Annotated in this window: 25 protein-coding genes; 5 read left to right on the plus strand and 20 right to left on the minus strand. The window is 64.2% G+C overall.

Features of this window, described 5'->3' with window-relative positions:
- Positions 1-98 precede the first annotated feature (98 nt).
- From MUB52_RS17985 to MUB52_RS18015, 7 genes are read right to left on the minus strand one after another with little or no spacing between them, the layout of a single operon-like run.
- A complete protein-coding gene (locus MUB52_RS17985; protein ID WP_263845539.1) occupies positions 99-1,361 on the minus strand; it encodes an ABC transporter substrate-binding protein in 1,263 nt (420 codons plus the stop codon).
- 17 nt (positions 1,362-1,378) lie between these two features.
- On the minus strand, positions 1,379-2,329 hold the full coding sequence (locus MUB52_RS17990) for a branched-chain amino acid ABC transporter permease (protein WP_263845540.1): 951 nt from the start codon (positions 2,327-2,329) through the stop codon (positions 1,379-1,381).
- The gene (locus MUB52_RS17995; protein ID WP_263845541.1) at positions 2,326-3,240 is read right to left on the minus strand and encodes a branched-chain amino acid ABC transporter permease; all 915 of its coding nucleotides are present in this window, start codon (positions 3,238-3,240) and stop codon (positions 2,326-2,328) included. Before MUB52_RS17995 ends, MUB52_RS17990 begins: the two co-directional genes overlap by 4 nt.
- Positions 3,237-3,968, minus strand: coding sequence for an ABC transporter ATP-binding protein (locus MUB52_RS18000; RefSeq protein ID WP_263845542.1), 732 nt, complete (start codon positions 3,966-3,968; stop codon positions 3,237-3,239). Before MUB52_RS18000 ends, MUB52_RS17995 begins: the two co-directional genes overlap by 4 nt.
- Positions 3,961-4,734: an ABC transporter ATP-binding protein gene (locus MUB52_RS18005; protein WP_263845543.1), complete on the minus strand. Its 774-nt coding sequence runs from the start codon at positions 4,732-4,734 to the stop codon at positions 3,961-3,963. The genes MUB52_RS18000 and MUB52_RS18005 overlap by 8 nt, the downstream gene beginning before the upstream one ends.
- Entirely contained in the window at positions 4,727-5,809 is a 1,083-nt protein-coding gene (locus MUB52_RS18010; protein WP_263845544.1) for an aldo/keto reductase, read from the minus strand. The genes MUB52_RS18005 and MUB52_RS18010 overlap by 8 nt, the downstream gene beginning before the upstream one ends.
- Positions 5,806-6,189: a TIGR04076 family protein gene (locus MUB52_RS18015; protein ID WP_263845545.1), complete on the minus strand. Its 384-nt coding sequence runs from the start codon at positions 6,187-6,189 to the stop codon at positions 5,806-5,808. The genes MUB52_RS18010 and MUB52_RS18015 overlap by 4 nt, the downstream gene beginning before the upstream one ends.
- Before the next feature lie 108 nt (positions 6,190-6,297).
- Between MUB52_RS18015 and MUB52_RS18020 the strand changes: the two genes are divergently transcribed.
- Genes MUB52_RS18020 through MUB52_RS18030 form a run of 3 tightly spaced genes read left to right on the plus strand, consistent with a single transcriptional unit; the run spans position 6,298 to position 9,287 of the window.
- On the plus strand, positions 6,298-7,773 hold the full coding sequence (locus tag MUB52_RS18020; protein WP_263845546.1) for an aldo/keto reductase: 1,476 nt from the start codon (positions 6,298-6,300) through the stop codon (positions 7,771-7,773).
- 37 nt (positions 7,774-7,810) lie between these two features.
- A complete protein-coding gene (locus MUB52_RS18025; protein ID WP_263845547.1) occupies positions 7,811-7,948 on the plus strand; it encodes a hypothetical protein in 138 nt (45 codons plus the stop codon).
- A 43-nt stretch (positions 7,949-7,991) separates the two neighbouring features.
- The gene (locus tag MUB52_RS18030) at positions 7,992-9,287 is read left to right on the plus strand and encodes an NAD(P)H-dependent oxidoreductase (RefSeq protein WP_263845548.1); all 1,296 of its coding nucleotides are present in this window, start codon (positions 7,992-7,994) and stop codon (positions 9,285-9,287) included.
- Positions 9,288-9,332: 45 nt separating this feature from the next.
- On the opposite strand, the gene MUB52_RS18035 is transcribed toward MUB52_RS18030, so the two are convergent.
- The 4 genes from MUB52_RS18035 to MUB52_RS18050 form a co-directional block, all read right to left on the minus strand.
- Positions 9,333-11,477, minus strand: a complete 2,145-nt coding sequence (locus MUB52_RS18035; RefSeq protein ID WP_263845549.1) for a xanthine dehydrogenase family protein molybdopterin-binding subunit — start codon at positions 11,475-11,477, stop codon at positions 9,333-9,335.
- Positions 11,474-11,941 (minus strand): (2Fe-2S)-binding protein, encoded by a 468-nt coding sequence (locus MUB52_RS18040; RefSeq protein ID WP_263845550.1) that lies wholly within the window; start codon positions 11,939-11,941, stop codon positions 11,474-11,476. Before MUB52_RS18040 ends, MUB52_RS18035 begins: the two co-directional genes overlap by 4 nt.
- Before the next feature lie 126 nt (positions 11,942-12,067).
- Entirely contained in the window at positions 12,068-12,640 is a 573-nt protein-coding gene (locus MUB52_RS18045) for a hypothetical protein (RefSeq protein WP_263845551.1), read from the minus strand.
- 66 nt (positions 12,641-12,706) lie between these two features.
- Positions 12,707-13,546 (minus strand): LysR family transcriptional regulator, encoded by an 840-nt coding sequence (locus MUB52_RS18050; protein ID WP_263845552.1) that lies wholly within the window; start codon positions 13,544-13,546, stop codon positions 12,707-12,709.
- A gap of 182 nt (positions 13,547-13,728) precedes the next feature.
- On the opposite strand from MUB52_RS18050, the gene MUB52_RS18055 reads away from it, so the two are divergent.
- Together MUB52_RS18055 and MUB52_RS18060 are read left to right on the plus strand one after the other, a co-directional pair.
- The gene (locus MUB52_RS18055; RefSeq protein WP_263845553.1) at positions 13,729-14,718 is read left to right on the plus strand and encodes a helix-turn-helix domain-containing protein; all 990 of its coding nucleotides are present in this window, start codon (positions 13,729-13,731) and stop codon (positions 14,716-14,718) included.
- Positions 14,719-14,864: 146 nt separating this feature from the next.
- Positions 14,865-15,440, plus strand: coding sequence for a hypothetical protein (locus MUB52_RS18060; RefSeq protein ID WP_263845554.1), 576 nt, complete (start codon positions 14,865-14,867; stop codon positions 15,438-15,440).
- A gap of 386 nt (positions 15,441-15,826) precedes the next feature.
- Here MUB52_RS18060 and MUB52_RS18065 read toward each other — a convergent pair whose 3' ends face one another.
- The 9 genes from MUB52_RS18065 to MUB52_RS18105 all read right to left on the minus strand — a co-directional run bounded on the left by MUB52_RS18065 (position 15,827) and on the right by MUB52_RS18105 (position 25,222).
- On the minus strand, positions 15,827-16,207 hold the full coding sequence (locus tag MUB52_RS18065) for a hypothetical protein (protein WP_263845555.1): 381 nt from the start codon (positions 16,205-16,207) through the stop codon (positions 15,827-15,829).
- A 263-nt stretch (positions 16,208-16,470) separates the two neighbouring features.
- Entirely contained in the window at positions 16,471-17,223 is a 753-nt protein-coding gene (locus MUB52_RS18070) for a DUF1028 domain-containing protein (RefSeq protein ID WP_263845556.1), read from the minus strand.
- Positions 17,224-17,235: 12 nt separating this feature from the next.
- Positions 17,236-19,026: a gamma-glutamyltransferase family protein gene (locus MUB52_RS18075; RefSeq protein WP_263845557.1), complete on the minus strand. Its 1,791-nt coding sequence runs from the start codon at positions 19,024-19,026 to the stop codon at positions 17,236-17,238.
- 15 nt (positions 19,027-19,041) lie between these two features.
- Positions 19,042-19,905, minus strand: coding sequence for an ABC transporter permease (locus MUB52_RS18080; protein WP_263845558.1), 864 nt, complete (start codon positions 19,903-19,905; stop codon positions 19,042-19,044).
- Entirely contained in the window at positions 19,902-20,846 is a 945-nt protein-coding gene (locus MUB52_RS18085; RefSeq protein ID WP_263845559.1) for an ABC transporter permease, read from the minus strand. The genes MUB52_RS18080 and MUB52_RS18085 overlap by 4 nt, the downstream gene beginning before the upstream one ends.
- A 54-nt stretch (positions 20,847-20,900) precedes the next feature.
- Positions 20,901-22,409 (minus strand): ABC transporter substrate-binding protein, encoded by a 1,509-nt coding sequence (locus MUB52_RS18090; RefSeq protein ID WP_263845560.1) that lies wholly within the window; start codon positions 22,407-22,409, stop codon positions 20,901-20,903.
- Positions 22,396-23,517, minus strand: coding sequence for an ABC transporter ATP-binding protein (locus tag MUB52_RS18095; protein ID WP_263845561.1), 1,122 nt, complete (start codon positions 23,515-23,517; stop codon positions 22,396-22,398). Before MUB52_RS18095 ends, MUB52_RS18090 begins: the two co-directional genes overlap by 14 nt.
- Positions 23,514-24,521, minus strand: a complete 1,008-nt coding sequence (locus tag MUB52_RS18100) for an ABC transporter ATP-binding protein (RefSeq protein ID WP_263845562.1) — start codon at positions 24,519-24,521, stop codon at positions 23,514-23,516. The genes MUB52_RS18095 and MUB52_RS18100 overlap by 4 nt, the downstream gene beginning before the upstream one ends.
- On the minus strand, positions 24,518-25,222 hold the full coding sequence (locus MUB52_RS18105) for a FadR/GntR family transcriptional regulator (RefSeq protein ID WP_263845563.1): 705 nt from the start codon (positions 25,220-25,222) through the stop codon (positions 24,518-24,520). Before MUB52_RS18105 ends, MUB52_RS18100 begins: the two co-directional genes overlap by 4 nt.
- Positions 25,223-25,509: the final 287 nt, after the last annotated feature.

Below are 25,509 nucleotides of genomic sequence, written 5' to 3' on the forward strand. Positions count from 1 at the left end.
TTCACTGCAAAGCGAAAGACCAGATCGATAGGCTGTAAGATCCTAAGCTGCCCATCGGCTGCCCTTCTGGAAACCGATGGGGTTCGACCTGCGACGGATCAGTTCAGCGACGCGATGAAACTGTCGACTTCGTCCAACGAGAGATATTCGACCTCTTCCGTGCCGCTCTCCGTGAAGGACCAGATCACCGCGGGCGCGGAGACGTCGCCGTTCGCATCGAAGCGCACATTGCCTGTGGCCCCCTGGTACATCACCGTGCCACCGCCTGCGAGGACCTCCTTGGCTGTCGTAAAGCCCGCCGTGTCCGCCGTGATGGCCGTCCCATTGGGGTCGGTGACCTTGCGCACGGCGGCAGCGATATCGGCACCCGAGGCATCCTTGCCCGCCGCTTCCATCGCCAGCAGCGCAATCATCGTGGCGTCATAGCTGTTTCCGAGGCCGGGGCCGTTGGGCTCGCTCTCAAACCTTTCGACATAGGCGGCGCGGAAGGCGTCGGCGCTCTCAGAGCGCGGCGACGCGGTATCGGTGCCGACGGTCTCTCCGAGGTACTGCAGCCCGACGTTTTCGCGGAATTCATCGGACTTGAGCGAATTGGCCAGGATCATCTTTTGCGTCCCGCCGAGCGAAATCCACTCGCGGACCGCTGCCGTGCCTTCCGCCGGATAAAGCGCGAGGTAGAGCGCATCGGGCTGGGTGCCGAGCGCCTCGGTCACCTCGGCGCGGTAGGAGGGCTGACCGTCGTTGATCGCAACCGAGGCCGTGACGGCAACGCCAACGGCTTCGAAGTCAGCCGCGATCAGGCGCGCCATGTCCTGGCCCCAGTCGTCGTTCTTGTAGAGGATTGCGACGGAGCCGTAGCCCTTGTCCTGCGCGATTTTCGCGCCCATGGCGGATTGCACCGCCGTGGTGGCGAAGGTGCGGAACCACAGACCCTCGGTCTTGCCCTCTTCGGCCAGGTTCGTGAAGGCGGTGGAAGAGGAGCAGCACGACATCTGCATCACACCGCCGGGTACCGTGACGGAGGTGAGGATCGGCATGGAGACACCGGAGGAGACCGCGCCCAAGAGCACCTTCACGCCTTCCAGATCGACCAGCGCCTTGGCGGCATCGACGCCGACCTTCGGGTCCACCTGGGTGTCGCGTAGCACCATCTCGATCTTGCAGCCCCCGGCACCACCGGCGGCATTGACCTGATCGACGGCGAATTGCGCCGTCTCGGCAATCGGGCGACCCCAGTCGACGGAGGTGGGCAGCACCGTGCCGATCTTCGTCGTGCAGTCCTGCGCCAGCGCAGAACCCGCCATCAAGGTCAGGCCAACGGCCACGCCCATCCCGCCCGCGAGATGTCTCAGCAATGTCATATCAATACTCCCTGTCGTTATTCTTTTGATCCCCGCTGCGAGACCACCAGCCGTTCCGGCAGTAGCCCTTGCGGGCGCCACATCAGCATGCCGACGATCACCACACCGATCAACACAAACTGCATCGATCCGGTGTAGAGTTGGGCCTCGACCGGCGCGAACCGCGACAGTGCCCAACCGGACGCCGTCCAGGCGCCCCAAATGAGGAACGCGCCGAAGATCGCGCCGCGATTGTTGCCCGCGCCGCCGACGATGAGCATGGCCCAGATCTGGAAGGTGAGCGTCGGCAGCACGTCCTGCGGGCTGACGAAGGCGTAGAAGGTGCCGTATAGCCCGCCTGCGAGCCCAAGGATGACGGAGCCGGTGATAAAGGCCGTCAGCCGGATGCGGCTGGGGCTCTTGCCAAGGGATGAGGCGGCCTCCTCGTCTTCACGGATGGCGCGCAGCAGACGGCCGAAGGGCGATGCGACGAGGCGTTCGAGAAAGAGGTAAACGGTGATAAGAATGATCAGGACGGTGATGAAAAAGGCGATGTTGTAGAGAAACCCGTCCCCCAAAGCGTCGCGCAGCGGGCGCTCGAACCCGCGCACACCTTTCGCGCCGCCTGCGAGCCACTCGGCGTTGCGCATCAGGTTCTCGAAGGCGACGGCGACGCCGAAGGTCGCGATGGCCAGATAGTCGTGCCTCAACCGAAGTGTCAGCAGCCCAACGATCCAGGCCATGACGCCCGCAGCGGCCATCCCGCCGAGAAGGGCCAGCGGATAGAACAGCCCATATCCGCCCAGATGCCCGTCCTGCGGCGTGCCGCCCAGGATCAGGGTGCCGTAAGCACCGGCGCCGAAGAAGGCCACGACACCGCCGTTGAAAAGCCCAGTGTTGCCCCATTGCAGATTCAGCCCCAACACAGCGATGGCGAGGATCGAGGCGGTGGTCGCGAAGAACACCAGATAGGAGATCGTCCCGATCACGCGCGCGCTTCCCCGAAGAGCCCGTGGGGCCGGATCATCAGCACGATCAGGATCAGCATGAAGGGGATCGAGGGCGTGTAGCCCGAGGGCAGCACCACCAGCGCCAGATTGCCCGCGATGCCGACGATGAACCCGCCCAGCACCGCGCCATAGACGCTGCCGATGCCACCAACGATGGTCGCGGCGAAGATCGGCAGCACGAGGTCGCGGCCCATGACCGGGATCACCTGATGGCTGAGGCCGTAGAAGACACCCGCCACCGCGGCAAGGCTTCCGCCAATCAGCCAGACCGCCATGACGGTGCGCGCGAGGTTCACACCGTTGACCTGCGCCAGCGACGGGTTCTCGGCCACCGCGCGCAGCGCGTAGCCGAAGGTGGTGCGCGAGAGGATCAGGTGCAGGACAAACATCAGCGCAAGGGCCGCAACAAGCACAAAGACCTGATCGGGCTTCACAAGGATCAGCGGGTCGCGGCTCAGGATCATCGCAAACGCGATGTCCTTGGAATAAAGCTCGGGCGAGAGGCCGAAGATCAGGCCGATCACGTTGCGGATGATCAGCGCCATACCGAAACTGGCGAAGACCATCGACAGCTCCCACCCCTTCTCGCGCACCCGCTTGAAGACCAGCCGGTCGATGAGCACGGCGGAGAGGCCGGTCAGCACCATGGAAATGAGGATGGCGAACAAAAGCGCATAGGTCAGGGATAGGGGCCCCAGCTTCGTGGCCAGCACGGGTGCCAATGCCGTGACCAGCGCGTCGAAGACGAGGGCCGCGTAAGCGCCGAGCGACAGCAACTCCGCATGAGAGAAATTGGCAAACCGCAGGATGTGCATCACCAGCGTGAGGCCAATCGCGCCCAACGACAGGTAGGAGCCCGTCAGCACCCCGTCGATCAGGTTCTGAATCATGCGGCGCCCATCCGCCGCCCACCAAGGTAGATCTCGCCAACCACCTTGTTACCGATCAACTCGGCTGCGGGGCCGTCCACCTGATTGCGCCCCTCCGCGAGGATATAGCAGTGATCGGCCAGCTTCATCGCCTGGCTGACATTCTGCTCGACCAGCAGGATCGAGACGCCATCGGCGGTCAGCTTGCGCGCGTGCTCGAGCACCTCCGCGGTCGCCTTGGGGGACAACCCCGCGGAGGGCTCGTCCATCAGGATCAGGCGCGGTGCCCTGGCGAGCGCCATGGCAATGGCGAGAAATTGGCGCTGGCCGCCCGAGAGCGTGCCGGCCCTGTCGTGCTGCTTGTCGGCGAGCGCCGGAAACTGCGTCAGCAGTTGGTTGCGTCGGGCCGCGGCATCTCCACCCGCCCGGCGCAGCGCCAGATCGAGGTTCTGACGGATGGTCAGGCTGCGAAAGATGTTGTCGGTCTGCGGCACGTAGGCGATGCCGTACGCAGCGAGCTGATCGGGGCGGATGTGCGTGACGTCCTGCCCGTCCAGTGTGAGGCGACCGGCACTCACCGGGATGAGACCCGCTATCGCCTTGATCAGAGTTGATTTTCCGGCACCATTCGGGCCAATGATGAGAGTGATCCGACCCCGTTCCGCGGTCAGCGACACCCCATGCAGGATCGGCAGATCGGGTACATACCCAGCCGTGACGTCACTGACTTGCAGCACCGGATCAGGCATGGAGCGGCGTCCCGAGATAGGCGTCGAGCAACCCGGCGTCGGTCATCGCCTCGTCCGCACTGCCCTGGAATACGATCCGCCCCTCGGACAGCGCAATGATCGGATCGCAGTGGCGCATCACCAGGTCCATGTCGTGCTCGATGATGACAAACGTCGTGCCCTGCCGGTTCAGCTCCTCGATCTTGCCGATCAGCGTCTCGGTCAGCACCGGGTTTACTCCTGCTGCGGGTTCGTCGAGAAGGATGAGTGCGGGATCGCCCATCAGCACGCGTGCAAGTTCCAGGAGCTTCATCTGGCCACCTGATATCTTGCCGGCAGGGTGATCCGCCAGCGCACCGAGGGTCACGAACTCAAGCACCTCCATTGCCTTGTCCCTGATCTGCCGCTCCTGATCCCGCATCTGTTTGCGCGACAGGAATGGGCCCCAGACCGTCTCGCCCACCTGGCCCGTCGGCGCCAGCATGACGTTTTCAAGCACGCTCATGCGCGCAAAAGGGCGGGGGATCTGAAAGGTGCGGCCCATGCCAAGCTCGAACAGCCGCGAGGGCGGCAGGCCCGTGATGTCTTGACCGGCCAGCGTGACCGTTCCCGCATCCGGTGCCAGCGCACCGGTCAGCAGGTTGAAAAACGTGGATTTGCCCGCGCCGTTGGGGCCGATGAGCCCGGTGATGGTGCCCCGTGCGATCTCCAGCGACACGCCGTCCACCGCCTTGAACGGGCCAAAGCTGCGGCTCAGCCTATGCGTCGACAGCACCGTCTCAGCCATCAGCGTGGCCCAGCACCTTGTCGTCGGGGCGGGTGTTGAGGTTGTACTTCATGATCCGTCCGTGCCGCCCGGCGCGGTCCCGCTCCAGCCTGAAGACCGGCCCTTGCGGGCCCGGGGCGTCGTCGAGCAGGCCCTGGATGGCGGTCCGGTCGTCCTCGTCGAGGGCGAAGCGGAACACCTCCAGCGTCATCGGTAGGTGACGCGCGGTGCGTGCCCCGACGATGGCGGCTCCGACCTGGGGCTGATCCAGCACCCAGCGCGTGGCTACGGACGCGAGCGACACGCCGTGCTTGTCCGCGATGTGCTGCAGCGTCCGCAGCAGGTCCTGAAACCGCTCCCAGGATCCGAATTCGTCGATGATCAGCCGGTATTTGACGAGGCTGCGGTTCTCAAAGGCAAAGCCCGGATCGGGTGCGCCCAGCCATGCCTTTGTCAGGAAGCCGCCTGCCAGCGTGCCATAGCACAGAAGCTGCATGTCGTTGGCCGCGGCCCAGTCAGCCAGCCCGGCGGCAGGGCGGCGGTCAAGCACCGAATACTGGACCTGCGTCGACACCAGATCAAAGCCCGCGTCGATGAAAGGCCGGGTCTCGACGATGTCCCAGTTCGTGGTGCCGAGATGGGCGATCTTTCCCTTCCTCTGACAGTCCTTCAGCACCTCGAACCCCTCCTGCGCGTTGCCTTGCGCGAGATCCCACCAGTAGAATTGCACCAGATGCAGCTGTTCGATCTGGAGCCGCTTCAGCGAGCGGTCGATGATCGCCTCGACATCCGCCGCTGTGATGTCCGCGAGCAGCCCAAGGTCCGGCACCAGCTTGGTATGCACCTGGACACGGCTCGCCACCTCGGCGCCGCGGCGCTGTCGAATATCGGCGATGAACTCACCGATCATCTCCTCGACACCGGTGTAAATATCGGCGCAGTCGAAGGTGGTGATACCAGCCTCCAGAAACGCCTCCATGTCACGGATGGACTCCGCGCGGTCGACAGGACCGTGATCGCCCGCCAACTGCCAGCCGCCCTTGATCACGCGCGAAATCTCATAGCCCGGGCGCAGGGCCGTGGTTTCGACGCTCATGTGCCCTCTCCGCCCTGCCAGTAGGGCGTGCCGCGCGCATCGGGCAGGCCGGTGGTCGAGGCGTGCGAGAACCAGCGTTTTTTGGACAATCGCGTGATCCGGAAGCGACCGCCGCAATGCGGGTCTGGGCAGGCAATCTCGGTATCGGTGCTCATCCAGTCGTCGGGATCGGTCATGCGCTGCTTTGCCGGCAGCAAGGGCAGCAAGGCCGCCATCGCATACATGGAGACACGCGTTCCGGGGTCGAACACGAGGGTCTCGCCCTCAACGCTAAAGCTCTCGCCCTCGACATGGCGACACACGGGCGTGCGGCCATCCAGAACCGTCTCGACCCTCAGATCATAGAGCCAGAAGCCCCTCTCGCCGCTGTCGTTCTGCATCCCGCCCCTTCTGCTGGACGGGATCACCCGTCCGTCGTAACGATGTGCATGTTACCCAATGTGGCGCGGCCCTCAAGGACTATCGCGCGCAAGGAAGGATGCCCCGCCATGCCGATCCCCGACCGCCCGGACCGTATGCGATTGTCCGACACTCTCGAGATTTCGCGTGTGCTGACAGGGCTTTGGCAGGTCGCGGATATCGAGAAAGGCGGCGATGTGATCGATCCGGAAACGGGCGCCGGATGGCTCGCCGCCTATGCCGACCGGGGCTTCGATACATTCGACATGGCCGATCACTACGGTACGGCCGAGATCATCGCTGGCCGGCTCTTGGTGAAATCCGAAGGTTCCCGCCCGCTGGCCTTCACCAAATGGTGCCCCGCGCCCGGCCCGATGACGCGCGAGGTGGTCCGCGCGGGGGTGCAGGAGCGGCTGGACCGGCTGGGCGTGGATCGGGTGGACCTGCTGCAGTTCCACTGGTGGGCGTTTCAGCATCCCGCGTGGCTGGACGCGCTGCACGAACTCACAGCCCTGCGCGACGCGGGGCTGATCGCCGAAATCGGTGTCACGAATTTCGACGCAGCCCATCTGGCCCTGGCACATGCGGACGGGGTACCGCTGCTGACCAATCAGGTGTCCTTTTCCCTTGTCGACCGTCGCGCGGCGGGCGCGCTCTCGGCGCTGTGCGGGCGGACCGGGATGAAGCTGCTGGCCTACGGCACCTTGTGCGGCGGGTTCCTGTCGGAGCGCTGGCTGGCACAGCCGGAGCCGGTCGAGATCGCCGATTGGTCCAAGATGAAGTACAAGCGGTTCATTGACACAGCCGGCGGTTGGGCAGCGTTCCAGGGCATCCTAGAAGCGGCAAACGAGATCGCGCGCAAACATGGCGTCTCCATCGCCAACGTGGCCACGCGCTGGGTGCTTGAGCACGAAGCTGTCGCCGGTGTGATCGTCGGTGCGCGCTTGGGCGAGCGGGTGCACGCGGAGGACAACCTGCGGCTCTTCTCCTTCGCTTTGGACGCCGAAGACGATGCACGCCTGGCCGAGGCCTTCGCACAGATGCAGCCGGTCCCCGGGGACTGTGGCGACGAATACCGCAGACCGCCGTTTCTGACGGCGTCCGGCGATCTCAGCCACCACCTCGATACGATGCCCTTGCCCTTTGATGCCGAGCCCAATCCGCTGCGCGCAGGCGGCATGCGCGTGATGAGCGGGTCGAAATGGGAAGACATCGCCGGCTACGCGCGTGCGCAACGGATCGGGAACCGCATCCTGGTCTCCGGCACGACAGCGACGGCGGGTGAGGATCGTGTCGTTGCCCCGGACGATGCGGGCGCGCAGACCACTTACGTGATCGACAAGATCCTCGCGGCTCTGGCCGCTTTTGGAGCCTCTGCCGAGGACGTGGTGCGCACGCGCATCTACATCACCGACGACGCCGACGTCGAAGCGATCTCGCGCGCGCACGGCCGCGTGTTCGGAACGGTGAAGCCCGCAAACACATTGGTTGTCGTGGCGGGGTTGATCGGCGGCTACCGGGTGGAGATCGAGGCCGAGGCCATTTTAAGAGAGGGCGTGTCTTAGCGCTCTCGCAAGTACGACGACCGATGGAGCGCGATCCATGATGCCGCTGATCACGCAGCGCCGCGCATTGACCATGAGCAAAGCCTCCTCGATGGCCATCGTCTCGGGCCCTTCTCAGGTCTTGGTCAGGTGCGACGCCGCCGACAAAAGTCTGGCTGCGCGGGGTATGGGCTGACGCACCCTTTCCGAATAGGATCCGGCAAAAAGGGGAGGTCATCATGAACCTGGCACGGCTCGGCTTGGAGGCCGATCAACGCGGCGCGCCCGTCAAGGCAGGGCTTGTCGGATCGGGGAAGTTCGGCTCCATGTTCTTGAGCCAGGTCCCGAGCATTTCCGGTCTGGAGGTCACCGCTGTTGCAGATCTGGACCCGCAAGGAGCCCGCAACGCTTGCCGGACGGTCGGGTGGGAGGAGGACCGCATCGGCGCAACCGAGTTTCTCGAAGACGGCGCGGCGCTGGCTGAACTCGATCAGGTCGATGTGGTGATCGAGGCGACCGGCGATCCCCGTGCAGGCATTGCCCATGCCGAGGCCGCGATCCGGTCCGGCAAGCATTTGGTCATGGTGAATGTGGAAGCCGACGTTCTGGCCGGGCCGGTTCTTTCCCGAGAGGCCGAGGCCGCCGGGGTGTGCTATTCGATGGCCTATGGCGACCAGCCAGCGCTTGTCGCTGAGATGGTGGATTGGGCGCGGGCCACTGGCTTCTCCGTGACCGCCGCCGGCAAGGGTACGAAATACCTGCCGTCCTATCATTCCGTCACACCGGACGACGTGTGGGCCCACTATGGGTTGACGCCGGAAGAGGCGCGCGCCGCCGGCATGAACCCACAGATGTTCAATTCTTTCCTTGATGGAACAAAGAGCGCCATCGAGATGGTGGCGATCGCCAATGCCTGCGGCCTTGATGTACCGCAAAATGGTCTGACTTTCCCGCCCTGCGGGGTGGACGATCTGGCGCATATCCTCCGCCCGCAGGAGGTCGGCGGTCAACTCAGCAAAAGAGGCATGGTCGAAACCGTGTCGTCACTGGAACGAGACGGGCGCCCGGTCTTTCGTGACCTGCGGTGGGGCGTCTACGTCGTGCTGGAGGCGCCGAACGACTACGCTGCTGCCTGTTTCAGGCAATACGGTCTGCCGACCGACACCACCGGGCGTTTTGCCGCGATGTACAAACCGTTTCATCTCATCGGCCTTGAACTTTCGGTCTCGGTTCTGAGTGTCGGCCTGCGGCACGAGCCCACCGGATGCGCGCGTGACATGCGCGGAACGGTTGCCGCCGTGGCAAAGCGCAGGCTCAATGCGGGTGAGATCCTGGATGGTGAGGGCGGGTCTTGCGCCTGGGGAAGGGCGCTGCCCTGCGCGCGGGCCGGCACCGCGCTTCCAATTGGACTGGCGCATCGGGTGAGGCTCAAAAAGGATGTCGAGATCGGAGAGCTGATCTCCGTCGAGCACGTCGACCTGGCAGAGAACGATCCCGCCTTGGCGCTTTATCGCGAGGCCATGCGCGGTTCCTAGACCAGAGATCGGACCAAGCCGAACGTGCTGCCTTTGATGCGCGGGCTACGATGCAACAAAGGGGAGCCGTCGCGGCGTTTGCCCCGTGAGAGCACGCAGCGCGTTGCCAACGGCCGGCGCAATGGGGGGCGTGCCCGGTTCTCCGATGCCGGTTGGGCTCAACCTGCTCTCGATGATCGCGACCTCCACCTCGGGCATCTCGGCGTTTCGCATAATGCGGTATGCGTCGTAGTTCCACCGATCCACGTCGCCGCCCTCCAGCAACCTGATCTCCTCGAACATCGCCGCCGACAGGCCGAAGCCGAGACCGCCTGCGACCTGCGCCTCGATGATCGAGGGGTTGATTGCGATGCCACAGTCGACAGCGGCCCAGACCTTGTGGATGCGGGGTTCGTCACGTTCGATCGACACATCGGCGATCATGGCCACAAAGCTGCCGAAACTCTTGTGCAGTGCAACGCCGCGCGCGATCCCATTGCCCGCATCCGGGCCTTGCCAGTCCGCGATCTCCGCCACGCGCTCCAGCACGCCGCGATGGCGGTCGGCATCCTCGGCGTCGAGCAGGTCAAGCCGGCCCTGCACCCGGTCCTTGCCGCCGCGCTCCAGAAGCTCGTCCAGGAACACCTCGGTCGCATAGGCTGTGTGCGTGTGACCAACGGCCCGCCACCACAGTACAGGCACAGAGCTTTCCATCGTCGCGAGCGCAACCCGCGCGTTCGGCAGCCTGTACGGCAGGCCGCGTGACCCCTCGACCGAGCTACCGTCGATCCCGTCAGCGATGAACTGCTCGAACGGAGAGTCTGCGAGAAGCGACTGGGTGGCGACGTTATTGCGCCAGGCGACGATATTGCCCTTCGCGTCGAGCCCGCCTTGCATGTAGTGGACGGTCAGCGGGCGATAGTAGCCGCCGCGCATGTCGTCTTCGCGGCTCCAGATCAGCTTGTAGGCTCCCGGCCCGGCGGCCTTGGCAATCTCCGAGAGCTCCGCTGTAAAGTGGTTGTCCGCGGTGGTGCGCCGTCCGAAGGATCCGCCCGTCAGCATCGTATTGATCGCGATGTTCTCCGGCGGGACACCGAAGCGGGCGGCGGCCTCGTTCTGATCGGAGGTCTGCCACTGCGACCCCATCCAGAACTCCGCCCGGTCCAGGGACAGTTCGACCACGCCGTCCAGGGGCTCCATCGCGGCATGCGACAGGAACGGGAACCGGAACTCCGCCTCGATGACCTCGTCTGCGCTGGCCATGGCGGCATCGACATCGCCCCGGTCTTCGGCGACAGCGGGTGCCGTCCGGGCGGCTTCGGCCCAGACCGTCATCATCTCGTCGGAAGAGCGCGTCTCCGCCCCGGTCTCATCCCACACGATATCCAGCGCGTCGCGCCCCCTGAAGGCGGACCATGTATCATCGGCATAAACTGCGACCCCGGTCGGGATCTGTTCGACCCGTCGCACACCGGGCGTTGCAAGGGCCGTGGCCGAGTCGAACTCGACGAGCCGCGCACCGAACTTCGGTGGCCGCGCGACCGCAACTGTCAGCATGCCGTCACGGACGACATCGATGGAGTAGATCGCCGTGCCATTCGACTTCTCCGGCGCGTCGATCCGCGGCACATCGCGGCCGATGAGTGTAAACTGGTCCGGCGTCTTCAGGATCGGGTCGGCCGGTGGCACCACGTTCTCGGTCAACGGCACCAGCTCTCCAAAGCTGGCCCGCAAATCACTCGACCGCCCCTGGTGCGCCACCACGCCCCTGCTGACCGTGATCTCTGCCCCGGGCACGCCCCAGGCGCGCGCAGCCGCCTCGACCAGAACCGCCCGCGCAGCAGCGCCCGCCTGCCGCATCGGCAGCCAGGAGGCTGGCGTTGCCGTCGATCCACCGGTTCCCTGCACGCCGAAGATCGAGCTGGCATAAAGCTGCACATTCGCGGGCGCGTTCTCGGCCCACATCTGCGCCCAGTCCGCATCGAGCTCTTCAGCGACCATGGTGGTCAGGCCTGTCCAGGTGCCCTGCCCAAGCTCGCTATGCTTGACGAGGACCTTTACGATATTGTCGGGTGTGATCCGGATGAAGGCATTCGGAGCGAAAGGCCAAGCCTCCTGTTTCGCCCGGCCCGGCAGCGGAATGGCCGCCGCAACGATCAGCCCGGCAGCGCTTGCGAGCACAGCGCGGCGGTTTGGTGTAAGGTCGGTCATGGCCGTCCCTCCAGGCTGTTGGCCGCCTGACGGACCGCTGCGCGGATCCGAGTGTAGGTGGCACAGCGGCAGAGGTTGCCATTCATCGCGGCAACGATGTCGTCATCTGTCGGGTTGGGGGTCTCGCGCAGGAACGAGACCGCCGTCATCACCTGCCCGGACTGGCAGTAGCCGCACTGAGCCACCTCGACCTCGGTCCAGGCTGCCATGACCGCCTCGGCTTCGGGCCCCTCGATCCCTTCGATCGTCGTGACCTCCATGCTCTCCACGCGTCCCGCCGGCGTGACGCAGGAACGCTGAGCGATCCCGTCGATGATGACGGTGCATGCGCCGCACTGAGCGACGCCGCAGCCGTACTTCGTCCCCGTCAATTGGAGATCCTCGCGAATGACCCAGAGAAGCGGTTTGTCCGGATCGACCTCGAGCTCCCGATAAACTCCGTTGACCGTGAAACCTATGGACATGGCGCGATCCTCCCTGTGGCGTTTGCTGACGTGCGACAGGAGGTGATATGGGGCGCTGGCAGCGCAGCGGCAGTGCCCAGAAATGAAACGGGGCTTTCAGCCCAGAAACGAGCGCGGAAACAGCGGCTATCGCCCGTGTTGCGGGATCGCATGCCCCATCAACAACTTCACGAAAAGCAGCGGCACGAACCATTCCAATCCATAGGTCGGTCCCGTGACGTAGAGCACAAGACCGGTCGCACCCACGTAGAGCGTCACCGCAAGCGGGGTCTTGACGGTCAGCGGAGCGGTCAGCACCACAATTGCCGACATCGCCAGCCAGCCCGCTATGACGCTCATGAAGAACAGATCGAACCCGGGGCCCCTGAACACCAGAGCGACGCAAGCGATGTGCAGCACATGGAGGCCGATGAAGACGAAGTGATCCTTCGACCGTTGTCCCTTGCGATGATACCACCGCTTCGTCGTGTCCGTCATATTGCAGACCGCACCGCCGATGATGTCGAACGCAATGAAAGCGCCCAGAGTGACGCGGAGCCAATCCATCCCGAGCGATTTGAGGTAAAGGCCGACGAAGCCGGCACTTGCAAAGCTCACACCCAGCACCAGCGTGTTTTCCGCAAGCGTCATCCCCGGCCCAACCAGACGGTCCCAAAGGCCGAGGGGGCCCGCACGCGGCTTTGGCAAAGATCGGGTCATGAGGTTGCTCCTTGCAGGGGGTCCATGGCCCAAGTCTCGCTCATCAGACCAGCGGGGTCACGGGTTTCATCCCGCAAAACGCGCGGCGTCGCGCGTGACGATAGAGACCAGCCGGTCGATCACTTTGCGCACATTGGGGCGGTGGCGATCTGCCTGATGCGTGACCATCCAGCTCTCTGATGCCAGACCCGTGATCGTATCGCTCACCCGCACGAGCCGTTCATCGGGATCGCCGATGAAACATGGCAGAACCATGCGCCCGACGCCCGCGAGGCAAAGCTGGAAGGCCGAAATGGGTGTGCTGGCACCGATCACCGTATCCGGGCGGTGGTGCTGCCGGACCCACCGCGCTGACGGTGTGTCAGCGCCCACCTCGATCCAGCCCCGGACATCCCGCCCCACTGCGTAAGCCGCATATCCCAACGGGCAAAGCCGTCGCATGACCAGATTGGCTTCCTCAGGTCGCTTGTTCCGAAACCCGATCAGCGCCTCGCGACGTCCAATATCGGCCCGGCGTTCCTCGGCGCTGAGATAGAGCTGGAAGCCCTCTCCAGGTGTGCAAATTTCCGAAATCTTCTCTGTCAGATAGGTGGTCATCCAGGTCCCGGCCGACACGTGGACGACTTCCGGGCCAGCCTCAAGGGCCGCCTCCTGTTTCGCCTCGATCACTCTCTGCTCGATCTCCTGAACGCGAGTCAGAAGCGACGCGCCATGGGCGGTGAGATCGTAGCCCCGCGCGTGGCGCTCGAAGAGCCTGACACCCAGCGATTGCTCCAGCCGATCCATTCTGCGACCGAGGGTCGGCGCACTCGCACCGGTCTTGTCAACCGCGCCCGCAAGGCTGGCAGCCTCGGCCACACCCAGAAAGAGACGCAGGTCGTCCCATGCGACATTGCCTTCATTCATGAAATGAACCTTTCAGTTTCAATTCATTACCGCAGCATCTCTTAGTGCTACAGTTTGGTCCACGTGAAAAATCAAAATCGGGTGTGCGGATGCCGGGCAATGGCCGTACCGAATGGACGATTCTGGCAAGGAACTCTCGTCTTGCGCAGTTCCGCCTATGGCTCCGCTGCCGAAGCGGTTAGATGTTCGGCATGCTGGATCGCTTCACCGTCCATCACAGCGATGACCTGGCGCACGCCCAAGCGTTTCTGCAGGAGAAACACGTGACGCTTCGGGCTCTCCGGAGCGGTGACGACAGCGGTTTCCGGTCACGGATCAACGCGATCTACGGGAAAGCCTCTTACGTCGGCTATATCGCCTACGGCGGCAAGGTCGTCGTCGAGACACCGGCGGAACGCCCGGACTTCAGCATATCCTTCCTGCTGCGTGGTCAGATGGCCTCGCGCGTGGGCGACGACATGGTGGCATCCAACGCCCAACGCACCGTCATCAGCTCGCCCGGCGACCCATCCGTGCAGGTGCTTGAGCAGTCCCGACGCTTGACCCTGTCACTGTCTGAGAGACTTCTCGCCGACAAGCTGGAACTCCTGAGCGGTGAACCGATCCGAAATGCGCTGCGGCTCGAGCCTATTCTGGATTTGAAATCGCCCGTCGGTGCAGCGCTGCTCGCTCACGCTCACATCCTTGTGGATGCAGCCGAGATCGCCGGGCAGCGCGGCGTCGACGGGCGGCACATGGATCACTTTGAGGATGTCGTATCATCCCTGCTCCTGCTGCATCATCCGCATTCCCACAGCTCGGTGCTCGACCGGCCGGCGCCCGGGCCGGCATCCGCGGATGTGAAGCGGGTCATCGACTTCATCGCCGCCCATCATGACCAACCGCTGACCCTCGCTGACCTCGTCGAGATTGCCGGTGTGCCGGGGCGGTCGCTGAACGCACATTTTCGGCGGTTCACCGGCCATTCTCCGGTGTCCTATCTCAGGCATGTCAGGTTGCAATGGGCGCGCGACCAGCTCGAAGGCGGTGCACCGGTCAGCATATCGGACATCGCGCTCGATTGCGGCTACAGCAATTTCGGGCGGTTCGCGCATCATTATCGGCGGGCGTTCGGTGAGCTGCCGTCCCAGACCCGCGCACGCGCGCAGCAGATCTTGAGACCCGTCCGGTAGCGTAACTTACCAGCCGAAACCGTCCAGCCCGACCAGAAGCGGCTATACGGAGATTTGCCGCACTGAAACACTCGTGAAAGACCGCGTAATCACGAGTGCAGGAGGATGGTGTGGTGTTCAAGTCCAAGGCAAGATATCGCAGATTGATGGACAGACTGGCCGCCGAACGCCCGAACCAATCCGCCATCGAACGCCTCTGTTCGGACTACGAAGCCGATATCGTCTTTGACCGGGCTGATTGGGTCAGTGCCTTGGTCGACACCGGCAATGTCGTTGAATTCAGCACCAAGAAGATGACGGCCACACGGGCCATGACACTGCAGGGCAAGCTGATCTGGTTGATCCGGTCCGCGCAGTACAGGCGCGCCTATCATTCATCCGAGACCGATGCCGCCTCCGCGGTCGAGGATGCACTGCGCGCCTGGAAGCGTCGGTCCGACATGCGGCGGTATCGCGACGATGTCCGCGCGATTGTCAGCGACCTGCGCTGGGGCCGCAAACGGTTCCGCATCCATGTGGACGATGCCTATGCCTCACCGCTCTGCAACGAGGGGGTGGACGGTTTCCTGAGGTCCATCGGCGTGGGGCGGTTCACCGATTTTCCGGGGTGGTTCATCGCCTGGTGCTTTGCGCTGGATCGACAGGTCGGGTTCGTCATCTGGGAGGCCTACAAGAGGACCCAGGCCGAACCCTGCGTTCCAACGGACAACACGGTCCGTTGAACTCGCCTGCGCAAGCGTCGTGCTGCTGACGCGGAGCCAAGTCCAGCGTTCGATGCCCCAGTGGCGTCTGATCACCGCACGAGATCCCCGCCCAGGCCGGACAGCGTGCGTGTGATCTGCAACCGAAGGCGCTGGCGCTTGATGGGCCCGACACACCGCGGCACCACGGCAAACAGCGAAAGCCAGACCGGTGCGGCTAGGCAATGCCGATGGCGCAAGACCATGTCCGGGCCGGAACAACAGCACAGAGGAGCCGCCACACGAAAGACAGATTCCGGCCAGATCCGGACAGCCTCTGCGAAAAGCGGATAGCGCCGCCCCTCATTGGCACTCAATCTCAACCGGTGAAAGTTGGTTTATGGCGAGGGTAAGATGCATAGAGTCAATCAATGGGTAGCTTTGGCTGTGATGATGGGGATTGCGGGGCCGACCACGGCAGCCACACTCACAGGTGACACGATCAGAATGGTCGCAATCAATGAAAGCAGGGTGTTGTTGGACACCATGATATTGGTCGAAGACGGCCCCGATCTTCTGGGAGGTGGCAATACGGTTTTTGACTTTGACACAGGATCCGCTGGCAACGAATTCGAGCTCTTCATGGAGCCGCTTGGAGAGTACGGAGGTGTCTTTTCCACGTTTGGCACGACAGAGATCACCTTGTCCGGTCTCGACTTTTCCGGCGATGAAAGGCTCTTTGACTGGGCGTTTTTGCAGGTTCCGCCCGAAATTCCGATGACCGCTGACCTGCTGAGCCCATCGTCCATCAAGTTTTCCTGGACAGAGAGCCGGTTTGTAGGCGGCACCTTTTTTCGGGGCCGATTCCTGACGCGGGGTGAGGAACCGGGGCCGATCCCCAGTCCAATCCCTTTGCCCGCGGGCGGTTTGCTTCTGATGTCCGCCGTGGGGCTGGCCGTCGGCCTAGGGCGCCGACACCGAACGTCACGGAGCGCCCACTAGCAAGCACAGGTCCACCGCGACCACGGCCAGCGTCGACGGGCCGTCAAAGCAGATGGTGCCGCGCCTCAGGTCACGACAATGGCGTCGCGAAAGACCTCGAGGCGTGGCCGTCTTGCGCCCGGCACTCTTCCTCCTCCGCGATTGCGGCGTCCAGTGGTGTTCGATCAGTCAGGCCCGAGAAATTGCCACGGGTCGGCATCACCTGCGCCACATGCAGAAAACGCTCCTGCGCGACGTCGTAGAGGCGGCGCAATTCCGGCAAGGGATCTGCGTGATCGTCGACACGCATATCGAGCCAAGGATAATCCTCGCCGCGATGGATCCGCAGTGCGGCCGACTGCTTGCCGCGCTTGTCGCCGCCAGCCGCTTCTCCGGCCTCCATCGCCGTCATCAGACGCTCGGCGAAGGGAAGATCGAGGTTCGACTGATAGGCCGCGAGGGTTTCCGTGATGACCGCCTGGCCGGCCAGCATGTTCCCCGCAACCGAAATCCCGTCGCCGGACACATGCCCGCACCAGTCGACGCAGTCTTCACCCGTATGGGAGGCGATGCGCCCTGCCGTGTCGATCATGTGGGCCTGCCGTTGCGCCTGACCGCCGTCCCGGGCGACAAGATCGTCCAAAACCGTCTGCGCTGCTTCGCCTGCCGCCAACCTGTCGGCGGCCTCGATGCCCCAAAGGGGGTTGACGAAGGCCTGCGTTGCGACGGCGCATTTCCCGCCGCGAATGTGCGGCACGAGCGCGCCAACGGCGAAGAAGCGCGAGGCGACGGCGATACCGAGGTCGCCGCTGGCTGGGTCTCGGGCCACAATCGAATAGGTCATCTTCGTGCTCCTCTATCGTCCGATGGCGTAGGCCTGCATCATGCGGGGCGTGGCCGCAGCGCTCAACACACCATCCGACGCGCGGCTGGCTGCGGTCAGACGGCCGACGGTCCATGGCTCTGCCACCTCCACATCATGTCCGCGCGCCGTGAGGTCGTCTATGACGGCCTTGCCAAAGGCGGGTTCCAGCATCAAATGGCCGGGCCTTGCGGTGCGCGGATAGAAGGATGACTGGACATGGCCGGTGTGGAACAGCGGCGCGTCAATCGCTTCTTGCAGGTTGAGATCCCCGTGCACGAGCCGCAGCAGGAGGATCAACTGCCACTGGTCCTGCTGATCGCCACCCGGTGTACCGAAAGCGTGCCGCGTGCCATCGGGCGCTTCGGCCATGGAGGGGGAAAGGGTCGTGCGGGGACGCCGGCCCGGCGCGAGCGCGCTGGGCAGCCCCTCCTCCAGCCAGAACATCTGGGCGCGCGAGTTAAGGGGCATGCCGAGACCGGGCACAACCGGCGAAGACTGGAGCCAGCCGCCCGACGGCGTGGCGGATACCGCGTTGCCCCACTGGTCGATGACGTCGATATGCACCGTATCGCCGCGCCGTTCGGTCAGATGGGCCATCGTCGGCTCACCGGCGCCAACGCCGGGGCCTGTGGCATGCGAGGCAGAGGCGCGGGCCGCGGCAGCATCCGCCCACTGCTCGTACCCGTCGATCCGGCCTGGCCGTTGCGCCTGCGAGCACGTTGGACCGATCAGGTCCCGCCGGCCCTCGGCATAGTCGCGCGCGAGAAGCGACGCGGTCGGGATGTCGCTGTGCAGCGGATCGCCGTAGTAGGCCTCGCGATCCGCGTAGGACAGTTTCATCGTCTCGACGACGTGATGCACGAATGCCGCGCCTGTCGGATCCATCGCGCCAATGCCGCTGCCCTCGAGGATCCTGAGCGACTGCAAGAGCGTTGGGCCCTGGGTCCAGACACCGCATTTCCAGACCCGCCACCCTTCATAATCGACATCGAGCGGTTTCTCGTAGGTCGCCTCCCATGTGGCAAGGTCCTGCCCGGTCAGCACGCCTTTGCGACGCCCACCTGCGGCATCCATGACGCAGGCGTCCCGCATCCAGCTGTCAATCGCTTCGGCGATGAACCCCTCTCGGAAGGTCCGGCGCGCCGTCTCGATCTGCGCTTCGCGTCCGGTTGTGGCTTCGGCCTCGGCAAGCAGCCGATCCCAGGTGTCGGCCAGCGTGGGGTTTCGGAAAAGCTCGCCTGCGGCAGGGGCCGATCCGTTCGGCAGCCATGTCTCGAAAGACGTCGGCCATTCCTCGCGAAAGAACTCGGCGAGCCCTGCGATCGTGCCGGCCACACGCGGCAGAACCGGGTGACCGTGGCGGGCATAGTAGATTGCAGGCGCCAACACCTCCCGCAGCGGCAACCGCCCGTGGTCGCGCAGCATCAGCATCCAGGCATCGAAGGCACCCGGACCGACGGTGGCCAGCAGCCCGGACCCCGGAATGAGATCCAGACCTTCGGCGCGATAGTGCTCAATCGTGGCGCCCGCCGGTGCAACGCCCTGGCCGCAGACGACAGTTGGTGCCGCGTCCCCTGCGAGCCGGATCAGGGCGGGCATGTCGCCCAAGGGGCCGTTCAGATGTGGCTCGACCACGTGCAGTACAAAGCCCATGGCTGCGGCAGCGTCGAAGGCCGAGCCTCCCTGCTCCAGCAGTTTCATACCCACGGCCGAGGCTATCCAATGTGTCGAGGCGCAGACACCGAAGGTGCCCTTGATCTCGGGTCGGGTTGTGAAGCGCATTGCGGGCCCCGATCTCTATGTGTCGCGGGGATCGAGCGCATCGCGCAACCCGTCGCCCAGAAGGTTGAACCCCAGCACCACGAGGAAGATCGCAATGCCGGGATAGAGCGCCATCCAAGGCGCCTGTTCGAGGAAGTTCTTGGCGATGTTCAACATCGAGCCCCAGGAGGGGGCAGGTGGCTGCTGGCCCAGCCCCAGAAAGCTCAGCGACGCCTCCGCGATGATGGCTGTCGCAATCGTCAGGGTGCCCTGAACGATGATGGGCGGAAAGATGTTGGGGAGGATGTAGCGCCAGATCAGTGCAAGGTGGCCCACACCGATGGCCCGGGCACTTTCGACGTAGTCTTCCGTCATGACCGAAAGGGTCTGCCCGCGCGCGAGCCGGATGAAGATCGGCATTGCGGAGATGCCGATTGCGATCATCGCATTGGTCAGGGACGGCCCGAGAAACGCCGCGAGCGCAATGGCGAGGATAAGAAATGGCGCGGCAAGCAGGGCTTCGGTCACCCGGCTGATCACCGCATCGGTCCAGCCCCGCCGGTACCCGGCCAGCACACCCAGCGGAACGCCGAGTGCAACCGCGATCATCACGGAGACCACACCGGCAAGCAGTGACGCCTGCGCGCCCCAGATCATGCGGGATAGCACATCGCGCCCGATCTCGTCCGTGCCGAAGGGGTGCGCGTCGCTTGGGGCCTTGCGGACCGCGGACCAGTCCGTCTCGACCGGTCCGGGCACGGGAAGCAAGGGGGCCAGGATCGCGATCAGGATGAAGAAGATCACGATTGCCCCGCCCAGAAGCGCGGAGGGGCTCTTGCGGAACTTGACCCAGGCGCGGCTCCGCCGCTTGGGGAGAACGGGGTCAGCGACGGCGCTCATGCGTCCCTCATGCGTGGGTTCAAAACGCGGTAGGCCGCGTCAGCCAGGATATTCATGAAGATGAAGGCAATGCCGGTGCAGAGCACAATGCCCTGCACGACAGCGTAGTCCCGGTTGAAGACGGCATCGACAACCAGTTTTCCAAAGCCGGGGATGGTGAAGATCTGCTCAGTCAGAACCGCGCCGGCGAGCAGTTCCCCGAACAAGAGGGTGGTCACCGTGACCACAGGCACAAGCGCGTTCCGCAAAGCGTGCTTGACGAGCACTGTGCGCTCCCGCAGCCCCTTGGCACGTGCGGTGCGGACGTAGTCCGACTGCAACACACTCAGCATCGCCGAACGCGTGTGCCGCATCAGCGTCGCGGCAATCGCTGTTCCGAGGACAAAGGCCGGCATCAGCATGGTGCGGATCGATTGCAGCGGATCCTCCGAGAGCGGCTGGTAGCCGGAGGCTGGCAACCAGCCCAGTTTCACGGAGACCAGCAAGATCAGCATGATGCCGAGCCAGAAATTCGGCACGGACAGGCCCGACAGGGCGATGAGGTTCGCGAGCCAATCGACCCAGGTCCCCTTTTTGTAAGCGGAAAGCACGCCGGCCGGGATACCGATCACCATCGCGATGATCAGCGCCATGATGGCCAGCTGGAACGTGACGGGCAGCTTTTCTCCGATCAGCTGGAGAACCGGTTGATTGGTGCGCAGGGAGACACCCAGATCGCCCTGAAGCGCGTTCCCGGCCCAGGCGACATACTGCACAGGCAGCGGGTCGTTGAGCCGGTACTTCTCGCGCAGCGCCGCGATGACCTCGGGATCACGCTCTTCGCCTGCCATCACGAGCACCGGATCCCCAGGCAGCAGCTTTTGCAGCGAGAAGACGAAGATCGAGATCAGGATGATCGTCGGGATCGCGATCAGGACGCGGCGGGCGAGAAAACCGAGCATGGATCAATGGGCTCCAAAATGTGGCCCGGCCTTCCGACCGGGCCGTTGCGGCACTCAACCCTTGCTGACGCCATGCAGCCGGATCATCCCATCGGGATAGGCCTGGAAGCCCGAGACACTGTCGTCCAGCGCCCAGATCCACACCTGGTGGTAGAGGTAGATGACTGGCATATCTTCCTGCTGCAGCGCGACCGCCGCGTCGTAGCTTTGCTTACGCACGGCAGGATCGGTCGACAGGCGCGCCTCGTTCAGCAGCTTGTCCATCTCGGGGTTGGAGTATTTGGAGTCGTTGATGCCGCCGCCCGTGGTCATAAACTGATGGATGTTTCCGTCCGGGTCGACACGACCCGACCAGCCGACCTGGCTGGCGGTGTAGTCGCCCGCCGACTGGTCCGCAAGCAGCGTCGCGAACTCCTTGGCTGCGAGTTCAATCGTGATCCCCGCCTCACTGGCCATGGCCTGAACGACCTGCATCACCTGGGTCTGAACCGGGTTGTTGGCAACCTGAACCTCGATGCTGACCCCATCGGCGAAACCGGCCTCGGCGAGAAGGCCCTTGGCGGTCTCCACATCACGCTCGGGCACGGGGAAGTCGGCGTTGTACCATGGCGACGCGGGCGAGAATGGCTGGTTCCCCGGTGCGAAGGCCCCTTCGAACACAACCTGGTTCAACGCCGCACGGTCAATCGACAGCGACAGCGCCTTGCGCACGAGATTGGACTGGCCCAGCGGGTTGTCGGCGCGATCGCCATTGCCGACGTTGATCGTCATGCCCTGATAGCCGAGGGATGTCGCACGCTCGAGCAGCAAGCCGTCATCGCCTTCGACAGACGCCACATCTGTGGCCGCCAGGCGCTCAAGCATGTCGAGATCGCCGGCGCGCAGGTTTGCCAGACGCACGGTTGTGTCCGGGATGGGCAGGAAAGTCACCGTGTCAAAACTGATCTCATCCGCCCGATAGTACTCGGCGAATTTCTCCAAAACGATGCGGTCCTGCTGAATGCGCTCGACAAACTTGAAGGGGCCAGCGCAGACGGGCGCCAAACCAAAGTCATCGCCCGCGGCTTCGAAGGCTGTCGGGGACAGCATCATGCCGGACCGGTCCGCGAATTGCGCGATCAGCGTGGCATCCGGGGCCGAGAGTGTCATCTTGATGGTGAACTCGTCCACCACCTCCCAGCTCTCGATCGAGCGCACCTCCGACTTGCGGCGCGAGGTCTCGAGGTTTTTCGACCGGTCGATGTTGGCCGCGACGGCCTCCGCGTTGAAGGGCGTGCCGTCATGGAACACCACGTCCTCCCGCAATGTCATCGTCAATTCGGTGCCATCGGCGTTCCATTCCCAGCCCGTCGCGAGAGCCGGGACGATCTCGAGGTCTGGCGTGATATCGACCAGCTTGTCGCAGAGCGAGGCATAGACGATGCGGCCCACGAAGGTGCGGGACTGATCGGGGTCGAGAACGTCGGGGTCTTCCTGCAATCCGATCTTGAAATCCTGCGCCTGCGCAAGGCTTGTGCCGAGCGCCAGAAAGGCGGCGGCTGTGAGTGTTCTACCGATACGCATGGGGTTTTTCCTCTCTGCTGGATGAGTGTTGGGTCTTGGCTGGGTCGGTCCGGGCGCGCGCCGCGCTGTAGACGTCGAACCGTCGGGCGGCGGCCGGTGTGCGGCGCAGATCCCCGGGTTTGATGCGCTTGAGGGTCAGATCGCCTGCAAAATGGCAGGCCGCCTGATGACCGTCCCCCAGATCTCGCAGCACCGGTTCTTCGGTGCGGCAGGTGTCGATGGCATAGGGGCAGCGGGTATGAAACCGGCATCCCGACGGCGGGGCAATGGGGTTTGGGAGGTCCCCCTCGATGGCGACATGGGCCTTGCGGGCGCCCACGGTCGGGATTGGAATGGCCTCGAGAAGCGCTTCTGTGTAGGGATGCGCCGGGCTCCGGAACAGCGCATCCGTCGGGCTGACTTCGACAATCTTGCCAAGGTACATGACCGCAACCCGATCCGACATATGCCGGATCACCGCGAGGTCATGCGCGATCACGATCAAGGTCAGGCCGAAGGCGTCTCGCAGGTCTTCGAGGATGTTGATCACCTGCGCCTGGATCGAAACGTCCAGCGCGCTGACAGGCTCGTCACCGATCACGACCTTCGGGCCGGAGACGAGCGCGCGCGCAATCCCGATCCGCTGCCTTTGCCCGCCAGAGAACTCATGCGGATACCGGTCAGCATGCTCGGGCCGGAGCCCGACGCGTGTCAGAATGCGGGCCACGGCTGTGCTGCGCGCCTCCAGAGTGCCGATGCCATGGGTCCTGAGCGGCTCCTCGATCAGCGCTCCAACGGTCATGCGGGGGTTCAGCGATGAAAACGGGTCCTGAAAGATGAACTGCAGCTCCGCCCGCAGATCGCGCAGGGCTTGCTCTGACAGATCGCCAATGTCGTTGCCCTGATAGGCGACCTGGCCTTCGCTGGGTTCGATCAACCGCACCAGCAGCCGCGCGAGCGTTGATTTCCCGCACCCGGACTCCCCCACGATAGCGAAGGTTTCCCCTTCGCCGATGGTCAGGTCGACCCCGTCGACCGCCCGCACCACAGTCGGGTCGCCGAAAAACGGTGCCTTGGTGACGAAGTGCCGCTTCAGACCGCGGGCCTGGAGGATCGGTGTGTGGCTCATGCGATCCGGGCCTCCGTTTCAGTCACCGCATCCTCTAGCGGCGCGCGCCAGCAGGACACGCTGTGTCCGGACGAGATCTCGCGCGCTGCTGGCGCTTCTGCGCAGTCGTCACCGACAAACGGGCAGCGCGCCGCAAACCGGCAGCCGCGCGGCATGTCAATCGGGCTGGGAACAGAGCCCGGAATCGTGACCAACCGCTCGCGGCTGCCGCCCAGCGACGGCATCGAGCTCATCAGGCCAAGCGTATAGGGGTGTTGCGGGTCGTCGAAGATCTGCTGCGCAGATCCGGCCTCTGCGACGCGGCCCGCATACATCACCGCGACCTTGTCCGCCATCTCGGCCACCACGCCCAGATCATGCGTGATCATGATCAGTGCAGTGCCGCTTTCCTGCGAAAGCGATCGCATCAAATCGAGGATTTGCGCCTGAATCGTGACATCCAGCGCCGTTGTCGGTTCGTCCGCGATCAGGAGCGAAGGATCATTGGCCAGCGCCATCGCGATCATCGCGCGCTGCCGCATGCCACCCGACAGCTGATGTGGATATTCGTTCAAGCGCTTTTCAGCCGCGGGAATGCGCACCCGCTCCAGCATCTCAAGTGCCCGCAGACGCGCCGCCTCGAAGCCGAGGCCCTGATGCTCCCGCACGGACTCGGCGATCTGCTCTCCAATCTTCAACGCCGGGTTCAGCGACGACATCGGTTCCTGAAAGATCATCGCCATGCGCCCGCCGCGCACCCGGCGCAGGGTCTCTCGCGGCATCTTGAACAGGTCCTCCCCCTGGAATTCGGCACGCCCGCCGGACTGTTGCAGCGGCGGGCTCGCCAGAAGTCCCATCAAAGCAAGTGCCGTCAAGCTCTTGCCGCAACCGGACTCCCCTACAATGCACAGCGTTTCCCCGGCATTGAGCGTGAACGAGACGCCGTCGACAATCGGCTCCGGCGCGTTTCCTATTCGGAGTTCGAGATCCTCGACCACAAGAACAGGAGGCGCCGGCGTGTTCATTCTGTTGAACTTTCCATGGAGGTCTTGAGGTTCTCCGAGAGCGCCTCGAGATGGGCGCGCATCGCCGTGGAAGCGGCCTGCCCGTCCCGACGCTCGATGGCATCGATGATGTCGCGGTGTTGACGGTCATAGAGCGTCATGGTCTCCGGTGAGCGCGCGCGGTGCCGCTTCTCCTGCCAGTCCGAGCCCATTCTGACTTCGTCAAGCAGCGCGAAGGCCGTCAGCATGACCCGGTTTGCGGCGATCCGTGCAATCGCCCGGTGAAGCGCCCCGTCCCAAAGCTCTGCCGTGTCGGCATCGAGAGGCTGGGAGGCCCGGTGCGCCAGCTTTCGAAGCTTCTCGACATCCTCGCCGGTCGCACGTTTGGCGCAAAGATCCGCGAGCGCCGGCTCGATGCAGAGGCGGGCTTCCATCACCACAAGGGGGTCGGCATCCGGCGCAATCTCCGCCGCCAAAGCACCGGTCGGGTCAGGCGGCTGCCCGGCGAATGTACCGCTTCCCTGCTTGCGCCAAATCAGCCCTTCGGTCTCCAGCGCGTCGAGCGCGCGCCGCACGATGCGCCTGCCGCAGCCGAGTTCTGCCGCCAAGTCCCGTTCAGTTGGAAGGCGGCCGTTCGCAGGCAGTTTTCCCGTCTCGATCATCTGTCGGATCGCAGCGAGCGCCGCGGCAGCGTTGTCGGTCGAGTTCAGCGCGTAGTTCAAGTGCCCCCACCTTGCGGTCGTATCATTCCGTCATTGGTGCCGAACCATTAAGCTATTGGTCCATGCACGCAAGTCAAGCGCAGATCGCGATCTGGCACGGTGAGAACATCGCGAAGTCGTTCTTTTGACCCAGGAGAAGCGGCCCCACAGCGTCTGAAACACCTTTCGCTTCGACGCGCCCGCGTCCGGACAAGTCAGTTTCGACCCCTGTCGGCTCCGCAAGTCGGGAAATGATCGCCAATTTGGTGCGGCGGAGGCTGGTCTGCCTGAACAGGCTGAGGCAATTG

The organism is Roseobacter sinensis (genome assembly GCF_025755255.1).
GTDB lineage: Bacteria > Pseudomonadota > Alphaproteobacteria > Rhodobacterales > Rhodobacteraceae > Roseobacter > Roseobacter sinensis.

Bases quoted from the DNA above. Each gene is read 5' to 3' on its own strand.
- MUB52_RS18030 (WP_263845548.1), top strand. From the start codon at position 7,992: ATGAACCTGGCACGGCTCGGCTTGGAGGCCGATCAACGCGGCGCGCCC.
- MUB52_RS18065 (WP_263845555.1), bottom strand. From the start codon at position 16,207: ATGGACGATGGGCTCAGCAGGTCAGCGGTCATCGGAATTTCGGGCGGA.
- MUB52_RS18055 (WP_263845553.1), top strand. From the start codon at position 13,729: ATGTTCGGCATGCTGGATCGCTTCACCGTCCATCACAGCGATGACCTG.
- MUB52_RS18000 (WP_263845542.1), bottom strand. From the start codon at position 3,968: ATGCCTGATCCGGTGCTGCAAGTCAGTGACGTCACGGCTGGGTATGTA.
- MUB52_RS18075 (WP_263845557.1), bottom strand. From the start codon at position 19,026: ATGCGCTTCACAACCCGACCCGAGATCAAGGGCACCTTCGGTGTCTGC.
- MUB52_RS17995 (WP_263845541.1), bottom strand. From the start codon at position 3,240: ATGATTCAGAACCTGATCGACGGGGTGCTGACGGGCTCCTACCTGTCG.
- MUB52_RS18080 (WP_263845558.1), bottom strand. From the start codon at position 19,905: ATGAGCGCCGTCGCTGACCCCGTTCTCCCCAAGCGGCGGAGCCGCGCC.
- MUB52_RS18035 (WP_263845549.1), bottom strand. From the start codon at position 11,477: ATGACCGACCTTACACCAAACCGCCGCGCTGTGCTCGCAAGCGCTGCC.
- MUB52_RS18060 (WP_263845554.1), top strand. From the start codon at position 14,865: ATGGACAGACTGGCCGCCGAACGCCCGAACCAATCCGCCATCGAACGC.
- MUB52_RS18040 (WP_263845550.1), bottom strand. From the start codon at position 11,941: ATGTCCATAGGTTTCACGGTCAACGGAGTTTATCGGGAGCTCGAGGTC.
- MUB52_RS18100 (WP_263845562.1), bottom strand. From the start codon at position 24,521: ATGAACACGCCGGCGCCTCCTGTTCTTGTGGTCGAGGATCTCGAACTC.
- MUB52_RS18010 (WP_263845544.1), bottom strand. From the start codon at position 5,809: ATGAGCGTCGAAACCACGGCCCTGCGCCCGGGCTATGAGATTTCGCGC.
- MUB52_RS18050 (WP_263845552.1), bottom strand. From the start codon at position 13,546: ATGAATGAAGGCAATGTCGCATGGGACGACCTGCGTCTCTTTCTGGGT.
- MUB52_RS18095 (WP_263845561.1), bottom strand. From the start codon at position 23,517: ATGAGCCACACACCGATCCTCCAGGCCCGCGGTCTGAAGCGGCACTTC.
- MUB52_RS18090 (WP_263845560.1), bottom strand. From the start codon at position 22,409: ATGCGTATCGGTAGAACACTCACAGCCGCCGCCTTTCTGGCGCTCGGC.
- MUB52_RS18085 (WP_263845559.1), bottom strand. From the start codon at position 20,846: ATGCTCGGTTTTCTCGCCCGCCGCGTCCTGATCGCGATCCCGACGATC.
- MUB52_RS18020 (WP_263845546.1), top strand. From the start codon at position 6,298: ATGCCGATCCCCGACCGCCCGGACCGTATGCGATTGTCCGACACTCTC.
- MUB52_RS17985 (WP_263845539.1), bottom strand. From the start codon at position 1,361: ATGACATTGCTGAGACATCTCGCGGGCGGGATGGGCGTGGCCGTTGGC.
- MUB52_RS18070 (WP_263845556.1), bottom strand. From the start codon at position 17,223: ATGACCTATTCGATTGTGGCCCGAGACCCAGCCAGCGGCGACCTCGGT.
- MUB52_RS18045 (WP_263845551.1), bottom strand. From the start codon at position 12,640: ATGACCCGATCTTTGCCAAAGCCGCGTGCGGGCCCCCTCGGCCTTTGG.
- MUB52_RS18005 (WP_263845543.1), bottom strand. From the start codon at position 4,734: ATGGCTGAGACGGTGCTGTCGACGCATAGGCTGAGCCGCAGCTTTGGC.
- MUB52_RS18025 (WP_263845547.1), top strand. From the start codon at position 7,811: ATGATGCCGCTGATCACGCAGCGCCGCGCATTGACCATGAGCAAAGCC.
- MUB52_RS18015 (WP_263845545.1), bottom strand. From the start codon at position 6,189: ATGCAGAACGACAGCGGCGAGAGGGGCTTCTGGCTCTATGATCTGAGG.